Consider the following 15,324-nt stretch of genomic DNA (forward strand, 5'->3'; position numbering starts at 1 on the left):
CAATCTTACTTGAGAAAGAATTTTGCGACTGACCAAACTTAAGCTCAGGTCGTAGTGAGTAACGGAAGTAACCGATGACAACAAATACTGAAAATCAGGGTAACTCTCTGGATATGGTAAAATGGGGCGTAGTAGTTATTCTGCTGGCTGCTGCCATTATTGCTAATCAGATGTATAGCGAAGCAAGCGTATTGGTGCGTGCTATCGGTGTCGTAGTGGCATTCGCAATAGCCGGCTTTATCGCTCTTCAAACCGAGAAAGGCAAGCAAGCGTTGGCCTTTGCTCGTGAATCGCACATTGAAGTTCGTAAAGTGGTTTGGCCTACGCGTCAAGAAGCGCTAAACACGACTTTTATCGTTTTAGCGGCAACAGGCATTTTGGCTCTTATCCTTTGGGGTATGGATGCTGTATTGCTGAGAATTGTTAATTTTATTACAGGCGTATAGGCACTTCGTATGACTGAAGCTAAAAAAAGATGGTATGTGGTTCAGGCCTTTTCTGGTTATGAAGGTCGCGTATGTAAATCATTGCTTGAACACATCAAAATGCATGAAATGGAACACTATTTCGGTGAGGTTTTAGTACCGACTGAAGAAGTGGTTGAAATGCGTGCAGGCCAGCGTCGTAAGAGTGAGCGTAAATTCTTCCCTGGCTATGTATTAGTCCAGATGGAAATGAATGACGAAAGCTGGCACTTGGTGAAAAGCATCCCTCGTGTAATGGGCTTCATTGGTGGTACGTCAGATCGTCCTGCGCCGATTTCAGATAAAGAAGCCGATGCGATTTTACAGCGTCTACAAGAAACTACTGAGTCTCCAACGCATCGTGTGATGTTTGAGCCTGGTGAAGTTGTGCGTGTGACCGACGGTCCATTCGCTGACTTTAACGGCACGGTAGAAGAAGTGGATTACGAGAAGAACCGCGTTAAAGTGTCGGTAATGATCTTCGGGCGTTCAACGCCAGTAGAGCTAGATTTTAGTCAGATCGAAAAAAGCTGATTAAATAAACCACAAAACGTATTGGAAATGGCTGCGGATTTTTGTATAATCCGCAGCCATTATTTTCGGGGAGCTAATAGGCATGTCGCCTCTAGCGTTTGTACCCATACTTGAGGAAATGTCTCATGGCAAAGAAAGTTGATGGTTACATCAAACTACAAGTAGCAGCCGGTGCTGCAAACCCGTCGCCACCAGTTGGCCCAGCATTGGGTCAGAAAGGTGTTAACATCATGGAATTCTGTAAAGCATTCAATGCTCGTACTGAAAAGTTCGAGAAAGGTATGCCAATTCCTGTTGTTATCACTGTATACACTGATCGCTCTTTCACTTTTGAAACTAAGACTCCTCCAGCTTCATTCCTACTGCTTAAAGCAGCGGGTCTTAAGTCTGGTTCAGGCCGTCCTAACACTGAAAAAGTGGGAACTATCAAGCGTAGCGCTGTCCAGGAAATCGCTGAGACTAAAGCCGCTGATATGACTGGTGCTGATATTGAAGCGATGATTCGCTCAATTGAAGGTACTGCGCGTTCAATGGGTTTGGTAGTAGAGGATTAATATAATGGCAAAGCTAACTAAACGCGCGCGTTTGATCCGCGAAAAAGTAGAAGTAACTAAGAGCTACGACATCAACGAAGCTGTTGCACTACTTAAAGAACTAGCTACTGCTAAGTTCGTTGAGAGTGTTGACGTTGCGGTTAACCTAGGTGTTGACCCACGTAAATCAGACCAAAACGTGCGTGGTGCTACTGTACTACCACACGGTACTGGTCGTGACGTACGTGTTGCTGTGTTCACTCAAGGTGCTAACGCTGAAGCGGCTAAAGCAGCTGGCGCTGAACTTGTGGGTATGGATGACCTTGCTGCACAAGTTAAAGCGGGCGAAATGAACTTCGACGTAGTTATCGCATCTCCAGATGCAATGCGCGTTGTTGGTCAGTTAGGTCAAATCTTAGGCCCACGTGGTCTAATGCCTAACCCTAAAACTGGTACTGTGACTCCTAATGTTGCAGAAGCAGTTAAGAACGCGAAAGCGGGTCAAGTACGTTACCGCAATGACAAGAACGGTATTATCCACACTACTATCGGTAAAGTGGATTTCGATACTGTTCAACTAAAAGAAAACCTAGAAGCTCTACTTGGCGCGCTTATCAAAGCTAAGCCAGCTGCAGCTAAAGGCGTTTTCGTTAAGAAAGTAAGCATCTCTACCACTATGGGTGCAGGTGTGGCAGTTGATCAGAGCACTCTGACTCCAGCAGCTTAATTTCTTGGCATGATTTTACAAAGTGGGCAAGTTAGCATATAATGCGCGCACTTTGTGGGTTGAGGTCTATTTTCGTATTACTTTATAGTATTACCGGATAGACCCTCGTCCAAGACCGTAGGTGTTAACGCAGCGCGCTAACTTAATTTCCTACGTAGACGGTGTCGGACCCCAGTTAGATTTTATTCTGCCTGGATATTCGCGCCGTAAGTAACTAAGTTAATTGACTTAGTTTGGTAATTGCTAGGGAATTCCCTAGATAGAATCCAGGAGTAAAGCCAATGGCATTAAGACTCGAAGACAAAAAAGCGATTGTTGCTGAAGTCAACGAAGCTGCCAAAGGTGCTTTATCTGCAGTTGTTGCCGATTCACGTGGTGTAACTGTAGGTGATATGACCGGTCTTCGTAAAGCCGCTCGTGAAGCTGGTGTGTACGTTAAAGTTGTACGTAACACTCTAGTTAAACGCGCTGTTGAAGGTACTGCTTTTGAGTGCCTTAGCGATACGTTTACTGGTCCTACTTTGATCGCATTCTCTAATGAGCATCCAGGTGCAGCAGCGCGTCTTCTTAAAGACTTCGCTAAAGTACAAGGTAACTTTGAGATCAAAGCAGCAGCCTTTGAAGGGGAACTAATCCCTGCAGATAACATTGATCGTTTAGCAAAACTACCAACATACGAAGAAGCACTAGCTCAGTTCATGATGACTCTAAAAGAAGCATCTGCTGGCAAGTTCGTTCGTACATTGGCCGCTCTACGCGATCAGAAAGAAGCTGCTTAATTTTACAAGCCGCTTAATTAAATTGAATTCAGTACAATTAGGAATTTTTTGTTATGTCTATCACTAAAGACCAAATCTTAGAAGCCCTTGCAGCAATGTCTGTAATGGAAGTTGTTGAACTAATCGAAGCAATGGAAGAGAAGTTCGGCGTTTCTGCCGCTGCTGCTGTTGTTTCTGGTGGTGGCGAAGCTGCTGCTGCTGAAGAGAAAACAGAATTCGACGTAATTCTTACTTCTCACGGCGAAAACAAAGTTGCTGTTATTAAAGCACTTCGTGGCGCTACAGGTCTAGGCCTGAAAGAAGCTAAAGGCATGGCTGAATCTGCTCCAGTAGCAGTTAAAGAAGCTATCTCTAAAGAAGAAGCTGAAGCTCTTAAAACTGAACTTGAAGCAGCTGGTGCTGCAGTAGAGATCAAGTAAGTTATAATATAACTTACATCCCACCCGAGTCATCGGGCGGAGGCTGGCGGTTTTTTAACCGTCGGCCTTTTTTGCGCTGTAAGCGTTGGCGATTTTTTTTTCACCGTTTGTCGCCAGATTTTGCAGTCCCTAGCAGAGATTACTGGTTAGGTTCTTGCTATCAACGGTGATGGGCAAACGTGCTGATTCAACCCCTTAGCGTTGATTCAGTCTTGGTCACATCTCGCAATCAGAGGAAACCCATGGTTTACTCCTATTCTGAAAAGAAGCGTATTCGCAAAGACTTTGGTAAGCGTCCACAAGTTTTGGATATCCCTTACCTATTGTCAATCCAGTTGGACTCCTTTAAGAAGTTCACCGATCAAGATCCTACAGGCGAGCGTGGTTTAGAAGCCGCTTTCCGTAGCGTTTTTCCCATCAAGAGCTTTTCTGGTAATTCTGAGCTGCAATATGTCAGCTATAAACTAGGTGAGCCTGTTTTTGATGTGAAAGAGTGTCAAATTCGCGGTGTTACATACTCTGCACCACTACGTGTTAAGTTACGTATGGTTCTGTATGACCGTGAAGCGGCGCCTGGCACAGTAAAAGATATTAAAGAACAAGAAGTCTATATGGGGGATATCCCTCTTATGACTGACAACGGTACCTTTGTTATCAATGGTACTGAGCGTGTTATCGTATCTCAGTTACACCGTAGTCCTGGTGTATTCTTCGATCACGACCGTGGTAAGACCCACTCTTCTGGTAAGGTGCTGTATAACGCACGTATTATTCCTTACCGTGGTTCATGGTTGGATTTTGAGTTCGATCCAAAAGATGCGCTATTTGTCCGTATTGACCGTCGTCGTAAACTTGCGGCGTCTATCATCTTACGTGCATTGGATTATTCGACTCAAGATATCCTAGATCTGTTCTTTGAACGTGTTCAATACAAGATCAAAAAAGATACCTTGGTGATGACGCTAGTTGCTGACCGCCTGCGCGGTGAAACAGCAAGCTACGACATTAAAGATGCTGAAGGCACTATCTTAGTTGAGAAAGGTCGTCGCATTACTGCACGTCATATTCGTCAACTTGAGAAGACCAATACTACTGAGCTTGAAGTACCGGTTGAGTACATTTCAGGTAAGATTGCTGCACAAGACTATATCGACCCAGATACGGGTGAAGTGTTGGTTTCTGCAAACGCAGAGATCAGCCTAGAAGATCTTGCTAAGCTTTCAATGGCTGGTATCAAAGATATCGATACACTGTTCATCAACGAGCTTGATCACGGTGCATATATCTCTGACACGCTGCGTATCGATTCTACAACTAACCGCTTAGAAGCGTTAGTTGAGATCTATCGCATGATGCGTCCCGGCGAGCCACCAACCAAAGATGCTGCAGAAGCCCTATTCCAGAACTTGTTCTTCAGTGAAGAGCGTTATGACCTCTCTAAAGTAGGTCGTATGAAGTTCAACCGTCGTCTCGGTATCGATGACGATGAAGGTACAGGCATTCTGACCAAAGAAGATATCGTTGCAGTAATGCAGAACATCATCAAAATCCGTAACGGTAATGATGAAGTCGATGATATCGATCACTTGGGTAACCGTCGTATCCGTAGTGTTGGCGAAATGGCTGAAAACCAGTTCCGTGTAGGTCTCGTTCGTGTAGAGCGTGCCGTACGTGAGCGTTTAAGCCTTGGCGATCTGAATGAGCTAATGCCTCAAGATCTGATCAACGCTAAGCCTATTTCTGCTGCAGTGAAAGAGTTCTTCGGTTCTTCTCAGCTGTCTCAGTTCATGGACCAAAACAACCCACTATCAGAAGTGACACATAAGCGCCGTATTTCGGCTCTTGGTCCTGGTGGTTTGACACGTGAGCGTGCAGGTTTCGAAGTTCGAGACGTTCACCCAACTCACTATGGTCGTCTATGTCCAATTGAGACCCCTGAAGGTCCAAACATTGGTCTAATCAACTCGTTAGCAAGCTTTGCACGCACTAACTCTTATGGTTTCCTTGAAACACCATACCGCAAGGTAATTGATGGTGTTATTACTGACCAAGTAGATTACTTGTCAGCAATCGAAGAGGGCCGTTACGTTATTGCACAGGCTAACATTGAGCTTGATGCCGATGGCCGTATGGTTGAAGAGCAAATTGCTTGTCGTCATAAAGGTGAATCAACCTTTATGCGTGCTGCCGACGTTCAATATATGGACGTATCGCCACAACAGATTATTTCTGTTGCTGCGTCACTGATCCCGTTCCTAGAACACGATGATGCTAACCGTGCATTGATGGGTGCGAACATGCAACGTCAAGCGGTTCCAACATTGCGCGCCGATAAGCCGCTTGTTGGTACTGGTATCGAGCGTACGCTAGCGGTTGACTCTGGTGTTGTTGTTGCTGCTAAACGTGGTGGTTATGTTGATTACGTTGACGCTAGCCGCATCGTAGTTAAGGTAAATGAAGCAGAGTTGACTCCAGGTGAAGCTGGTATCGATATCTACAACTTGACCAAATACACTCGTTCTAACCAGAACACCTGTATTAACCAGCGTCCATGTTGTTCTGTTGGTGACCCAGTCGTTCGTGGTGACGTACTTGCCGATGGCCCATCTACCGATTTAGGTGATTTGGCTCTTGGTCAGAACATGCGTATCGCGTTCATGCCTTGGAATGGTTACAACTTCGAGGATTCGATCTTAATCTCTGAGCGCGTTGCGCAAGAGGATCGTTTTACTACTATCCACATTCAAGAGCTTTCATGTATCGCTCGTGATACTAAGTTGGGTAGCGAAGAGATCACTGCTGATATTCCAAACGTAGGTGAGTCTGCGCTTTCTAAGCTAGATGAATCAGGTATCGTTTACATCGGTGCTGAAGTTAAGGGTGGCGACATCCTAGTGGGCAAAGTGACACCTAAAGGTGAAACTCAGCTAACGCCAGAAGAGAAGCTATTGCGTGCCATCTTCGGTGAAAAAGCATCTGATGTTAAAGATAGCTCACTACGTGTACCTAACTCAGTTAAAGGTACCATCATCGACGTTCAGGTATTTACCCGTGATGGCGTTGAGAAAGATAAGCGTGCGGTAGAAATCGAAGAGATGCATATCGCCCAGGCTAAGAAAGACCTAACTGAAGAATTTAAGATTCTTGAAGATGGTGTGATTGGCCGTGCTCGCAACCTATTAATAGGTGCTGGCTACACTGAAGCACAGCTTGATGCCATTCCACGTTCACAGTTGTTAGTGCAAACTATCGACGATGAAACTAAGCAAACTGAACTAGAACAGTTAGCTGAGCAAGCGGAAGAGCTAAAAGCTGACTTCGATAAGAAGTTCGAAGTTAAGCGTCGTAAGATCACTCAAGGTGATGACTTAGCACCTGGCGTACTTAAGATTGTTAAGGTTTACCTAGCAGTTAAACGTACTATCCAGCCTGGTGATAAGATGGCGGGTCGTCACGGTAACAAGGGTGTTATCTCTAAGATTAACCCTGTAGAAGATATGCCGTACGACGAAAATGGTAACCCAGTGGACATCGTATTGAACCCACTAGGTGTACCATCGCGTATGAACATCGGTCAGGTTCTTGAAGTGCATTTAGGCGCAGCGGCGAAAGGTATCGGTGACAAGATCACTGCTATGCTAGAAGAGCAGCGCGAGCTTGCAGAGCTTCGTAACTACATCAAGCAAGTTTATGAACTTGGTGAAGACGTGCAACAGCGCGTTGATATCGATTCATTTACTGATGAAGAAGTTATTCGTCTTGCTAAGAACCTAAGAGGCGGTGTTCCGACTGCGACTCCAGCATTCGATGGTGCAAAAGAGAAAGAAATTAAGGAGATGCTTGAATTAGCTGGTCTTCCTACTTCTGGACAGCGCACCTTGTTTGATGGTCGTACCGGTAACCAATTTGAACGTCCAGTAACCGTAGGTTACATGTACATGCTTAAACTTAACCACTTGGTTGACGATAAGATGCACGCGCGTTCAACCGGTTCTTACAGTCTTGTTACTCAGCAACCACTGGGCGGTAAAGCTCAGTTTGGTGGTCAGCGTTTCGGTGAGATGGAAGTATGGGCACTTGAAGCATACGGTGCCGCTTACACTCTACAAGAGATGCTTACTGTTAAGTCTGATGATGTTAACGGTCGTACTCAGATGTATAAGAACATCGTCGACGGTAATCACCAGATGCAACCAGGTATGCCTGAGTCCTTCAACGTATTGCTGAAGGAGATCCGTTCGCTCGGTATTAATATCGAGTTGGATCAAAAGTAAGACTTGGCCATCGCCGAAGTTTGGCAATAAACGGTGCTCCGCGCGAGCGGAGCACCCGGTTTAACTCCTTCAGGAGAGAAACGTGAAAGACTTATTAAAGTTTCTGAAACAGCAAAGCAAGACTGAAGAATTTGAAGGGATCAAGATTGGCCTAGCGTCGCCAGATCTCATCCGCTCTTGGTCATTTGGTGAAGTTAAGAAGCCAGAAACCATCAACTACCGTACTTTCAAGCCTGAGCGTGAAGGTTTGTTCTGTGCGCGTATTTTTGGTCCAGTAAAAGATTATGAATGTTTATGCGGTAAGTATAAGCGTCTTAAGCACCGTGGTGTGATCTGTGAAAAGTGTGGCGTAGAAGTTACCCAGACTAAAGTACGTCGTGAGCGTATGGGTCACATTGATCTAGCAAGCCCAGTAGCACACATTTGGTTCTTGAAATCACTGCCGTCCCGTATCGGTTTGATGCTAGATATGACACTGCGTGATATCGAACGTGTACTTTACTTCGAATCATTTGTTGTGATCGAGCCTGGCATGACCAGCCTTGAACGCGGCCAAATGCTGACTGAAGAAAACTACCTTGACGCACTCGAAGAGTACGGTGATGAGTTCGAAGCTAAGATGGGTGCCGAAGCAGTTCTTGAATTGCTACGTGCTATCGATCTTGAAAAAGAGATTGAGATGATGCGCGAAGAGTTGCCATCAATCAACTCTGAGACTCGTCGCAAGAAGATCACTAAGCGTCTTAAGCTCATTGAAGCTTTCTTCACTTCAGGCAACAAGCCTGAGTGGATGATCCTCAAAGTGCTACCGGTTCTGCCACCTGACTTGCGTCCTCTAGTACCACTAGATGGCGGTCGTTTTGCTACGTCTGATTTGAACGACCTTTACCGTCGTGTGATCAACCGTAACAACCGTCTAAAGCGTCTATTAGACCTAGCTGCTCCAGACATCATCGTGCGCAACGAAAAGCGTATGTTGCAAGAGTCTGTTGATGCGCTATTAGATAACGGTCGTCGTGGTCGCGCTATTACCGGTTCTAACAAGCGTCCACTTAAATCTTTGGCCGATATGATCAAAGGTAAGCAAGGTCGTTTCCGTCAGAACTTGCTAGGTAAACGTGTTGACTATTCTGGTCGTTCGGTAATTACCGTTGGTCCTACTTTACGTCTACACCAGTGTGGTCTTCCTAAGAAGATGGCACTTGAGCTATTTAAGCCATTCATCTATGGCAAGTTAGAAGGTCGTGGCCTAGCTACTACCATCAAAGCTGCTAAGAAGATGGTTGAACGTGAAGTACCAGAAGTATGGGACGTGCTAGATGACGTGATCCGCGAACATCCAGTGATGCTTAACCGTGCACCAACACTGCACAGATTGGGTATCCAGGCATTCGAGCCAGTCCTTATTGAAGGTAAAGCGATTCAGCTACATCCACTCGTTTGTGCGGCATACAACGCCGACTTCGATGGTGACCAAATGGCTGTTCACGTGCCGCTAACGCTTGAAGCACAGCTAGAAGCACGTTCACTAATGATGTCTACCAACAACATCCTTTCGCCTGCAAACGGTGAGCCGGTGATCACACCGTCACAGGACGTTGTATTGGGTCTTTACTACACCAGCCGCGAACGCGTTAATGGTTTAGGCGAAGGCATGGCGTTCGAATCTGTTGCTGAAGTTGAAAAAGCTTATCGTACAGGTTTTGCAGAACTGCATGCACGTGTAAAGGTTCGTATTACAGAGACTACTATCGGTGATAATGGTGAGCGCACTGAAGCACGTCGTATCGTAGATACTACTGTGGGTCGTGCACTGTTATCTCAGATTCTGCCAAAAGGCTTATCGTATGATTTGGTTAACCAAAACATGGGTAAGAAGCAGATCTCTAAGCTATTGAACACTTGTTACCGTCAACTAGGTCTTAAAGATACCGTTATCTTTGCTGACCAATTGATGTATACCGGTTTCCACTTCGCGACAGTATCGGGTGCCTCTGTTGGTATTAACGATATGGTTATTCCTGATGAGAAGTACACGCTTGTAGCAGATGCTGAAGCTGAAGTACTTGAGATTCAAGAACAGTTCCAGTCGGGTCTGGTTACCGCAGGTGAGCGTTACAACAAAGTAATCGATATCTGGGCAAGTGCGAACGAAAAAGTTTCTAAAGCGATGATGGATAACCTGTCTACTGAGACAGTGATTAACCGTGATGGCGAAGAAGAGACTCAAGCATCGTTCAACAGCATCTACATGATGGCCGACTCAGGCGCTCGTGGTAGTGCTGCACAGATTCGTCAGCTAGCGGGTATGCGTGGTCTGATGGCTAAGCCAGATGGCTCAATCATCGAAACCCCAATTACGGCTAACTTCCGTGAAGGTCTAAACGTACTCCAGTACTTTATCTCTACTCACGGTGCACGTAAGGGTCTAGCGGATACGGCACTTAAGACAGCGAACTCGGGTTACCTGACTCGCCGTCTAGTTGACGTTGCGCAAGACTTAGTTGTTATCGAAGACGATTGTGGTACCCACGAAGGTCTAACAATGAAGCCGCTGATTGAAGGTGGTGATGTTGTTGAGCCGTTACGTGAACGTGTGCTTGGTCGCGTAGTAGCAGAAGATGTTTACTACCCAGGTACAGAGAATGTACTTGTACCTCGTAACACCCTGCTTGATGAAGCATGGTGTGACACGTTAGAAGAGCATTCAATCGATGAGATGATCGTTCGTTCTGTTATTAGCTGTGATACTGACTTCGGTGTTTGTGCTGCTTGTTATGGTCGTGATTTGGCTCGTGGCCATATCATTAACCAAGGTGAAGCTATCGGTGTTGTTGCTGCTCAGTCAATTGGTGAGCCAGGTACACAGCTGACGATGCGTACCTTCCACATTGGTGGTGCGGCATCTCGAGCGTCTGCAGAAAACAACGTCCAAGTTAAGAATGCTGGTACGCTAAAACTGCATAACGCTAAGCACGTTAAGAACAGTGTAGGCAAGCTGGTTATCGTATCGCGTTCATCAGAACTAGCTATCATTGATGAGCTAGGTCGTGAGAAAGAGCGTTACAAAGTACCTTACGGTACCATCTTAGAAAAGTTAGAAGATGCATCAGTTAATCCTGGTGAAATCATCGCTAACTGGGATCCGCATACTCACCCAATCATTTCTGAAGTGGCGGGTAGTATCAAGTTCGTTGATATGATTGACGGTGTCACTATGACACGTCAAACCGATGAACTAACGGGTCTGTCTTCGATTGTTGTGTTAGACGTTGGTCAACGTCCTGCAGCAGGTAAAGAGATGCGTCCTGCGATCCGTCTAGTGGGTGCCGATGGCAACGACTTGATGATCCCAGGTACTGAAGTACCAGCGCAATACTTCTTACCAGGTAAGGCGATTGTAAACCAAGACGATAATGCACCAATTAACGTTGGTGACGCGTTAGCACGTATTCCACAAGAATCGTCTAAGACGCGCGATATTACCGGTGGTCTACCACGCGTTGCTGACTTGTTCGAAGCGCGTAAACCAAAAGAGCCAGCAATTCTTGCTGAGTACTCAGGTACTATCTCGTTTGGTAAAGAGACCAAAGGCAAGCGTCGTCTAGTGATCACTCCTGCAGATGGTGGTAAGCCATATGAAGAGATGATTCCTAAGTGGCGTAACCTAAACGTGTTCGAAGGTGAAAAAGTCGAACGTGGTGAAGTTATTGCTGACGGTCCAGAAGCGGCGCACGATATCTTACGTCTGCGTGGTATTCACAAAGTGGCTAACTATATCGTTAATGAAGTCCAAGACGTATACCGTCTACAGGGCGTAAAAATTAACGATAAGCACATCGAAGTGATTATCCGTCAGATGCTTCGTAAGTGCGAGATCACCGAAGCGGGTGATAGTGATTTCCTACCTGGCGAGCAAGTTGAAGTCTCGCGCGTTAAGATCGCTAACCGCGAACTTGAGGCACAAGGTAAGGCACCTGCTAAGTTCGAACGTGAACTACTAGGTATCACTAAGGCTTCTCTGGCGACAGAGTCGTTTATCTCGGCTGCATCGTTCCAGGAAACGACACGCGTATTGACTGAAGCTGCCGTTGGCGGTAAGAGCGATAAGCTACGTGGCCTGAAGGAGAACGTGATTGTTGGTCGCTTGATTCCTGCGGGTACGGGTTATGCGTATCATCAGAAACGCAACCAAGTGAGTGCGAGTAAAGGTCAAGCTGAAGAGGCTCCCGTTATTAGTGCAAGCGAAGCTGAGCAAAACTTGGCAGATCTGCTTAATCTAGCAGGTAGTGCTGAGTAATTAGCGCTTAAACGTAAACAGGTTGTAAAAAAGGCACCTAGGGTGCCTTTTTTTTACTTAAATTGGGTAAAAAGTTGGCTATTTCTTGACAGGAACTGATTACCTTTCTAAAATTTCGCGTCCCACACCTGTGGGATATAGATTTTTCACACCTTACTGTTGAGTTTATCAACTGATTCGGAGCTATACATGGCAACTGTAAACCAGTTGGTACGTAAGCCTCGCTCGCCAAAAGTCATCAAGACTGCTGTGCCAGCGTTGAATGCGTGTCCACAAAAACGTGGTGTTTGTACTCGCGTATACACAACCACACCAAAAAAACCTAACTCTGCACTACGTAAAGTAGCTCGTGTGCGTCTAACTAACGGGTTCGAAGTGACTTCGTACATCGGCGGTGAAGGCCACAACCTGCAGGAACACAGCGTGATTCTAATCCGTGGCGGTCGTGTAAAAGACTTACCGGGTGTTCGTTATCACACTGTACGTGGCGCATTAGACTGTGCTGGTGTTAGTGAGCGTCGTCAAGGACGTTCTAAGTACGGAGCTAAGCGTCCTAAGTCTTAACGTTTTCCGTTAAGTAAGGCCAAGCTAGAGACATATTGAGATTCCAGTTTTGGGGTCCCTGAAGCATACGGAGAAATTGTTATGCCAAGACGTCGCGTTGTAGGACAACGTAAAATCCTACCAGATCCAAAATTTCATAGTGAGTTGTTGGCTAAGTTCATCAACGTCATTATGCAGGACGGCAAAAAGTCGACTGCAGAAAAAATTATTTACAAGGCATTAGATGTTGTTGCTGAAAAGAAAGGCGAAGAGCATCTAACTATCCTTGAAGCAGCCCTGGATAACGTCCGCCCAACTGTCGAGGTTAAATCTCGTCGTGTTGGTGGTTCTACTTACCAGGTACCATGTGAAGTTCGTCCAGTGCGTCGTAACGCACTAGCGATGCGCTGGTTGGTTGAAGCTGCACGTAAGCGTGGTGAAAAATCTATGGCTCTACGTCTAGCTGGTGAAATGCTAGATGCTTCTGAAAATAAAGGAACTGCTGTTAAGAAGCGCGAAGACGTGCATCGTATGGCAGAAGCGAACAAAGCGTTTGCTCATTACCGCTGGTAATCTTTTGGTGCAGGCTATTGTCTGCACCACGTTTTACATGACTAAGGTTATTACCTTAGTAAAGAGGGTTTAATCGTGGCTCGTACAACTCCTATTGAGCGCTACCGTAATATTGGTATTTGTGCTCACGTTGACGCAGGAAAAACCACAACTACAGAACGAGTACTGTTCTTCACTGGTATGTCTCATAAACTCGGTGAAGTCCATGATGGCGCTGCCACAATGGACTGGATGGAACAGGAGCAAGAGCGTGGTATCACTATCACCTCAGCTGCGACTACGACGTTCTGGCGCGGTATGGAAGCACAGTTCGCTGAGCACCGTATCAACATTATTGACACTCCTGGCCACGTTGACTTCACTATTGAAGTTGAGCGCTCGCTGCGTGTTCTCGATGGCGCTGTTGTCGTATTCTGTGGCGCATCTGGTGTTGAACCTCAGTCAGAAACTGTTTGGCGCCAAGCGGACAAATATCACGTACCTAGAATTGTGTTCGTCAATAAGATGGATCGCTCTGGTGCGGATTTTGAACGTGTTGTTAAACAGATACGTACCCGTCTGGGAGCGACTTGTGTACCAATCCAAATGAGTATTGGTGCAGAAGAAGAGTTTAAAGGGGTCGTCGACCTGATCAAGATGAAAGCCATTAACTGGAATGAAGCTGATCAAGGCATGACCTTCACTTACGAAGATATTCCTGCAGAGCTCGCTGATAAAGCGGCTGAAATGCGTGAATATCTCGTTGAGAGTGCTGCAGAGGCCTCTGACGAACTGATGGACAAGTACCTAGAAGGTGGCGAGTTATCAGAAGCAGAGATCAAAGCTGCGCTACGTAAACGAACTCTCGCTAATGAGATCGTACTTGCTACTTGTGGTTCTGCATTTAAGAACAAAGGTGTGCAAGCCGTACTCGATGCTGTTGTGGATTATTTACCATCGCCTGTCGAAGTTCCGCCAATTAAGGGCATTGACGACAAAGAGCAAGAGGTTGAGCGTCCTGCGGACGACAATGCGCCTTTCTCTGCGCTAGCATTTAAAATCGCAACAGACCCATTTGTGGGAACCCTAACCTTTATACGTGTTTATTCAGGTGTATTGGAAACCGGTTCTGGTGTGTATAACTCAGTTAAGCAAAAACGTGAGCGTATCGGTCGTATGGTGCAGATGCATGCAAACGATCGTAATGAGATCAAAGAAGTGCGCGCTGGCGACATCGCCGCAGCAATTGGTCTTAAAGATGTCACCACTGGTGACACGCTCTGTGATGCTGACCATAAAGTTATACTCGAACGTATGGAGTTTCCTGAGCCCGTAATTACGATTGCAGTGGAACCAAGATCCCAAGCCGACCAAGAAAAGATGGCTATTGCGTTGCAAAAACTTGCCGCAGAAGACCCATCATTTCGCGTTGAGACCAACGAAGAGTCTGGTCAAATACTGATCTCCGGTATGGGTGAGTTGCACTTGGACATTATTGTTGACCGTATGCGTCGCGAATTTAATGTTCAATGCAATGTGGGTAAACCACAAGTTGCCTATCGTGAAACTATTCGCTCGAGTGTAGAAGTTGAAGGTAAGTTCGTGCGCCAATCAGGTGGCCGAGGTCAATTCGGTCATGTTTGGTTAAGGCTAGAACCACAAGAAGAAGGTTTTGGCTACGAATTTGTCAACGAGATTGTTGGTGGTGTTGTTCCAAAAGAATACATCCCTGCAGTAGATAAAGGTATCCAAGAGCAGATGAAGAACGGCGTTGTCGCTGGCTTCCCTGTGTTGGATGTCAAAGTCACTTTGTTTGACGGCTCATACCATGATGTCGATTCAAACGAGATGGCGTTCAAAGTTGCTGGTTCAATGGCTTTCAAGAAGGGGGCTCTAGAAGCTGACCCAGTGTTACTCGAACCTTGTATGAAGGTCGAAGTAACCACTCCTGAAGACTATATGGGCGATGTAGTAGGTGACTTGAATAGACGACGTGGCATGATTGAAGGAATGGACGACGGCATTGGCGGCGTTAAACTTATTCATGCTGTAGTACCTCTATCTGAAATGTTTGGTTACGCAACAGACTTGCGTAGTGCAACCCAGGGGCGCGCTTCATACTCTATGGAGTTTTTGAAGTACTCTGATGCACCGCAAAATGTCGCAAAATCTGTTGTAGACTCGCGCGGATAACCGCAA

The 15,324-nt window shown here is 46.0% G+C and carries 11 protein-coding genes; all 11 read left to right on the plus strand.

Features of this window, described 5'->3' with window-relative positions:
- Window positions 1–74 precede the first annotated feature (74 nt).
- The 11 genes from secE (at window position 75) to fusA (ending at window position 15,318) form a co-directional block, all read left to right on the plus strand.
- On the plus strand, window positions 75–446 hold the full coding sequence (gene secE, locus AC0VXX_RS00625; protein ID WP_110456997.1) for a preprotein translocase subunit SecE: 372 nt from the start codon (window positions 75–77) through the stop codon (window positions 444–446).
- 9 nt (window positions 447–455) lie between these two features.
- The gene (gene nusG / locus AC0VXX_RS00630; RefSeq protein WP_110456996.1) at window positions 456–998 is read left to right on the plus strand and encodes a transcription termination/antitermination protein NusG; all 543 of its coding nucleotides are present in this window, start codon (window positions 456–458) and stop codon (window positions 996–998) included.
- Between the two features lie 125 nt (window positions 999–1,123).
- Window positions 1,124–1,552, plus strand: coding sequence for a 50S ribosomal protein L11 (rplK, locus tag AC0VXX_RS00635; RefSeq protein ID WP_110456995.1), 429 nt, complete (start codon window positions 1,124–1,126; stop codon window positions 1,550–1,552).
- A gap of 4 nt (window positions 1,553–1,556) precedes the next feature.
- Window positions 1,557–2,258, plus strand: coding sequence for a 50S ribosomal protein L1 (rplA, locus tag AC0VXX_RS00640; RefSeq protein ID WP_475515499.1), 702 nt, complete (start codon window positions 1,557–1,559; stop codon window positions 2,256–2,258).
- Window positions 2,259–2,539: 281 nt separating this feature from the next.
- Window positions 2,540–3,037 carry a 50S ribosomal protein L10 gene (rplJ, locus tag AC0VXX_RS00645; protein ID WP_110456993.1) on the plus strand — a complete coding sequence of 166 codons (498 nt, stop codon included), beginning with the start codon at window positions 2,540–2,542 and terminating at the stop codon, window positions 3,035–3,037.
- Between the two features lie 53 nt (window positions 3,038–3,090).
- The gene (rplL, locus tag AC0VXX_RS00650) at window positions 3,091–3,456 is read left to right on the plus strand and encodes a 50S ribosomal protein L7/L12 (protein WP_475515500.1); all 366 of its coding nucleotides are present in this window, start codon (window positions 3,091–3,093) and stop codon (window positions 3,454–3,456) included.
- 242 nt (window positions 3,457–3,698) lie between these two features.
- A complete protein-coding gene (rpoB, locus tag AC0VXX_RS00655; protein WP_475515501.1) occupies window positions 3,699–7,730 on the plus strand; it encodes a DNA-directed RNA polymerase subunit beta in 4,032 nt (1,343 codons plus the stop codon).
- Window positions 7,731–7,812: 82 nt separating this feature from the next.
- On the plus strand, window positions 7,813–12,030 hold the full coding sequence (gene rpoC / locus AC0VXX_RS00660; protein WP_475515502.1) for a DNA-directed RNA polymerase subunit beta': 4,218 nt from the start codon (window positions 7,813–7,815) through the stop codon (window positions 12,028–12,030).
- A 189-nt stretch (window positions 12,031–12,219) separates the two neighbouring features.
- Entirely contained in the window at window positions 12,220–12,594 is a 375-nt protein-coding gene (gene rpsL, locus AC0VXX_RS00665) for a 30S ribosomal protein S12 (RefSeq protein ID WP_069670836.1), read from the plus strand.
- Between the two features lie 81 nt (window positions 12,595–12,675).
- Window positions 12,676–13,146, plus strand: coding sequence for a 30S ribosomal protein S7 (rpsG, locus tag AC0VXX_RS00670; protein WP_110456990.1), 471 nt, complete (start codon window positions 12,676–12,678; stop codon window positions 13,144–13,146).
- Between the two features lie 75 nt (window positions 13,147–13,221).
- A complete protein-coding gene (gene fusA, locus AC0VXX_RS00675; protein WP_475515503.1) occupies window positions 13,222–15,318 on the plus strand; it encodes an elongation factor G in 2,097 nt (698 codons plus the stop codon).
- Window positions 15,319–15,324 lie beyond the last annotated feature (6 nt).

Source organism: Shewanella sp. QJM3NY_23 (assembly GCF_056173105.1).

Coding starts and splice junctions, on each gene's coding strand:
- secE (WP_110456997.1), top strand. CDS start 75: ATGACAACAAATACTGAAAATCAGGGTAACTCTCTGGATATGGTAAAA.
- nusG (WP_110456996.1), top strand. CDS start 456: ATGACTGAAGCTAAAAAAAGATGGTATGTGGTTCAGGCCTTTTCTGGT.
- rplK (WP_110456995.1), top strand. CDS start 1,124: ATGGCAAAGAAAGTTGATGGTTACATCAAACTACAAGTAGCAGCCGGT.
- rplA (WP_475515499.1), top strand. CDS start 1,557: ATGGCAAAGCTAACTAAACGCGCGCGTTTGATCCGCGAAAAAGTAGAA.
- rplJ (WP_110456993.1), top strand. CDS start 2,540: ATGGCATTAAGACTCGAAGACAAAAAAGCGATTGTTGCTGAAGTCAAC.
- rplL (WP_475515500.1), top strand. CDS start 3,091: ATGTCTATCACTAAAGACCAAATCTTAGAAGCCCTTGCAGCAATGTCT.
- rpoB (WP_475515501.1), top strand. CDS start 3,699: ATGGTTTACTCCTATTCTGAAAAGAAGCGTATTCGCAAAGACTTTGGT.
- rpsL (WP_069670836.1), top strand. CDS start 12,220: ATGGCAACTGTAAACCAGTTGGTACGTAAGCCTCGCTCGCCAAAAGTC.
- rpsG (WP_110456990.1), top strand. CDS start 12,676: ATGCCAAGACGTCGCGTTGTAGGACAACGTAAAATCCTACCAGATCCA.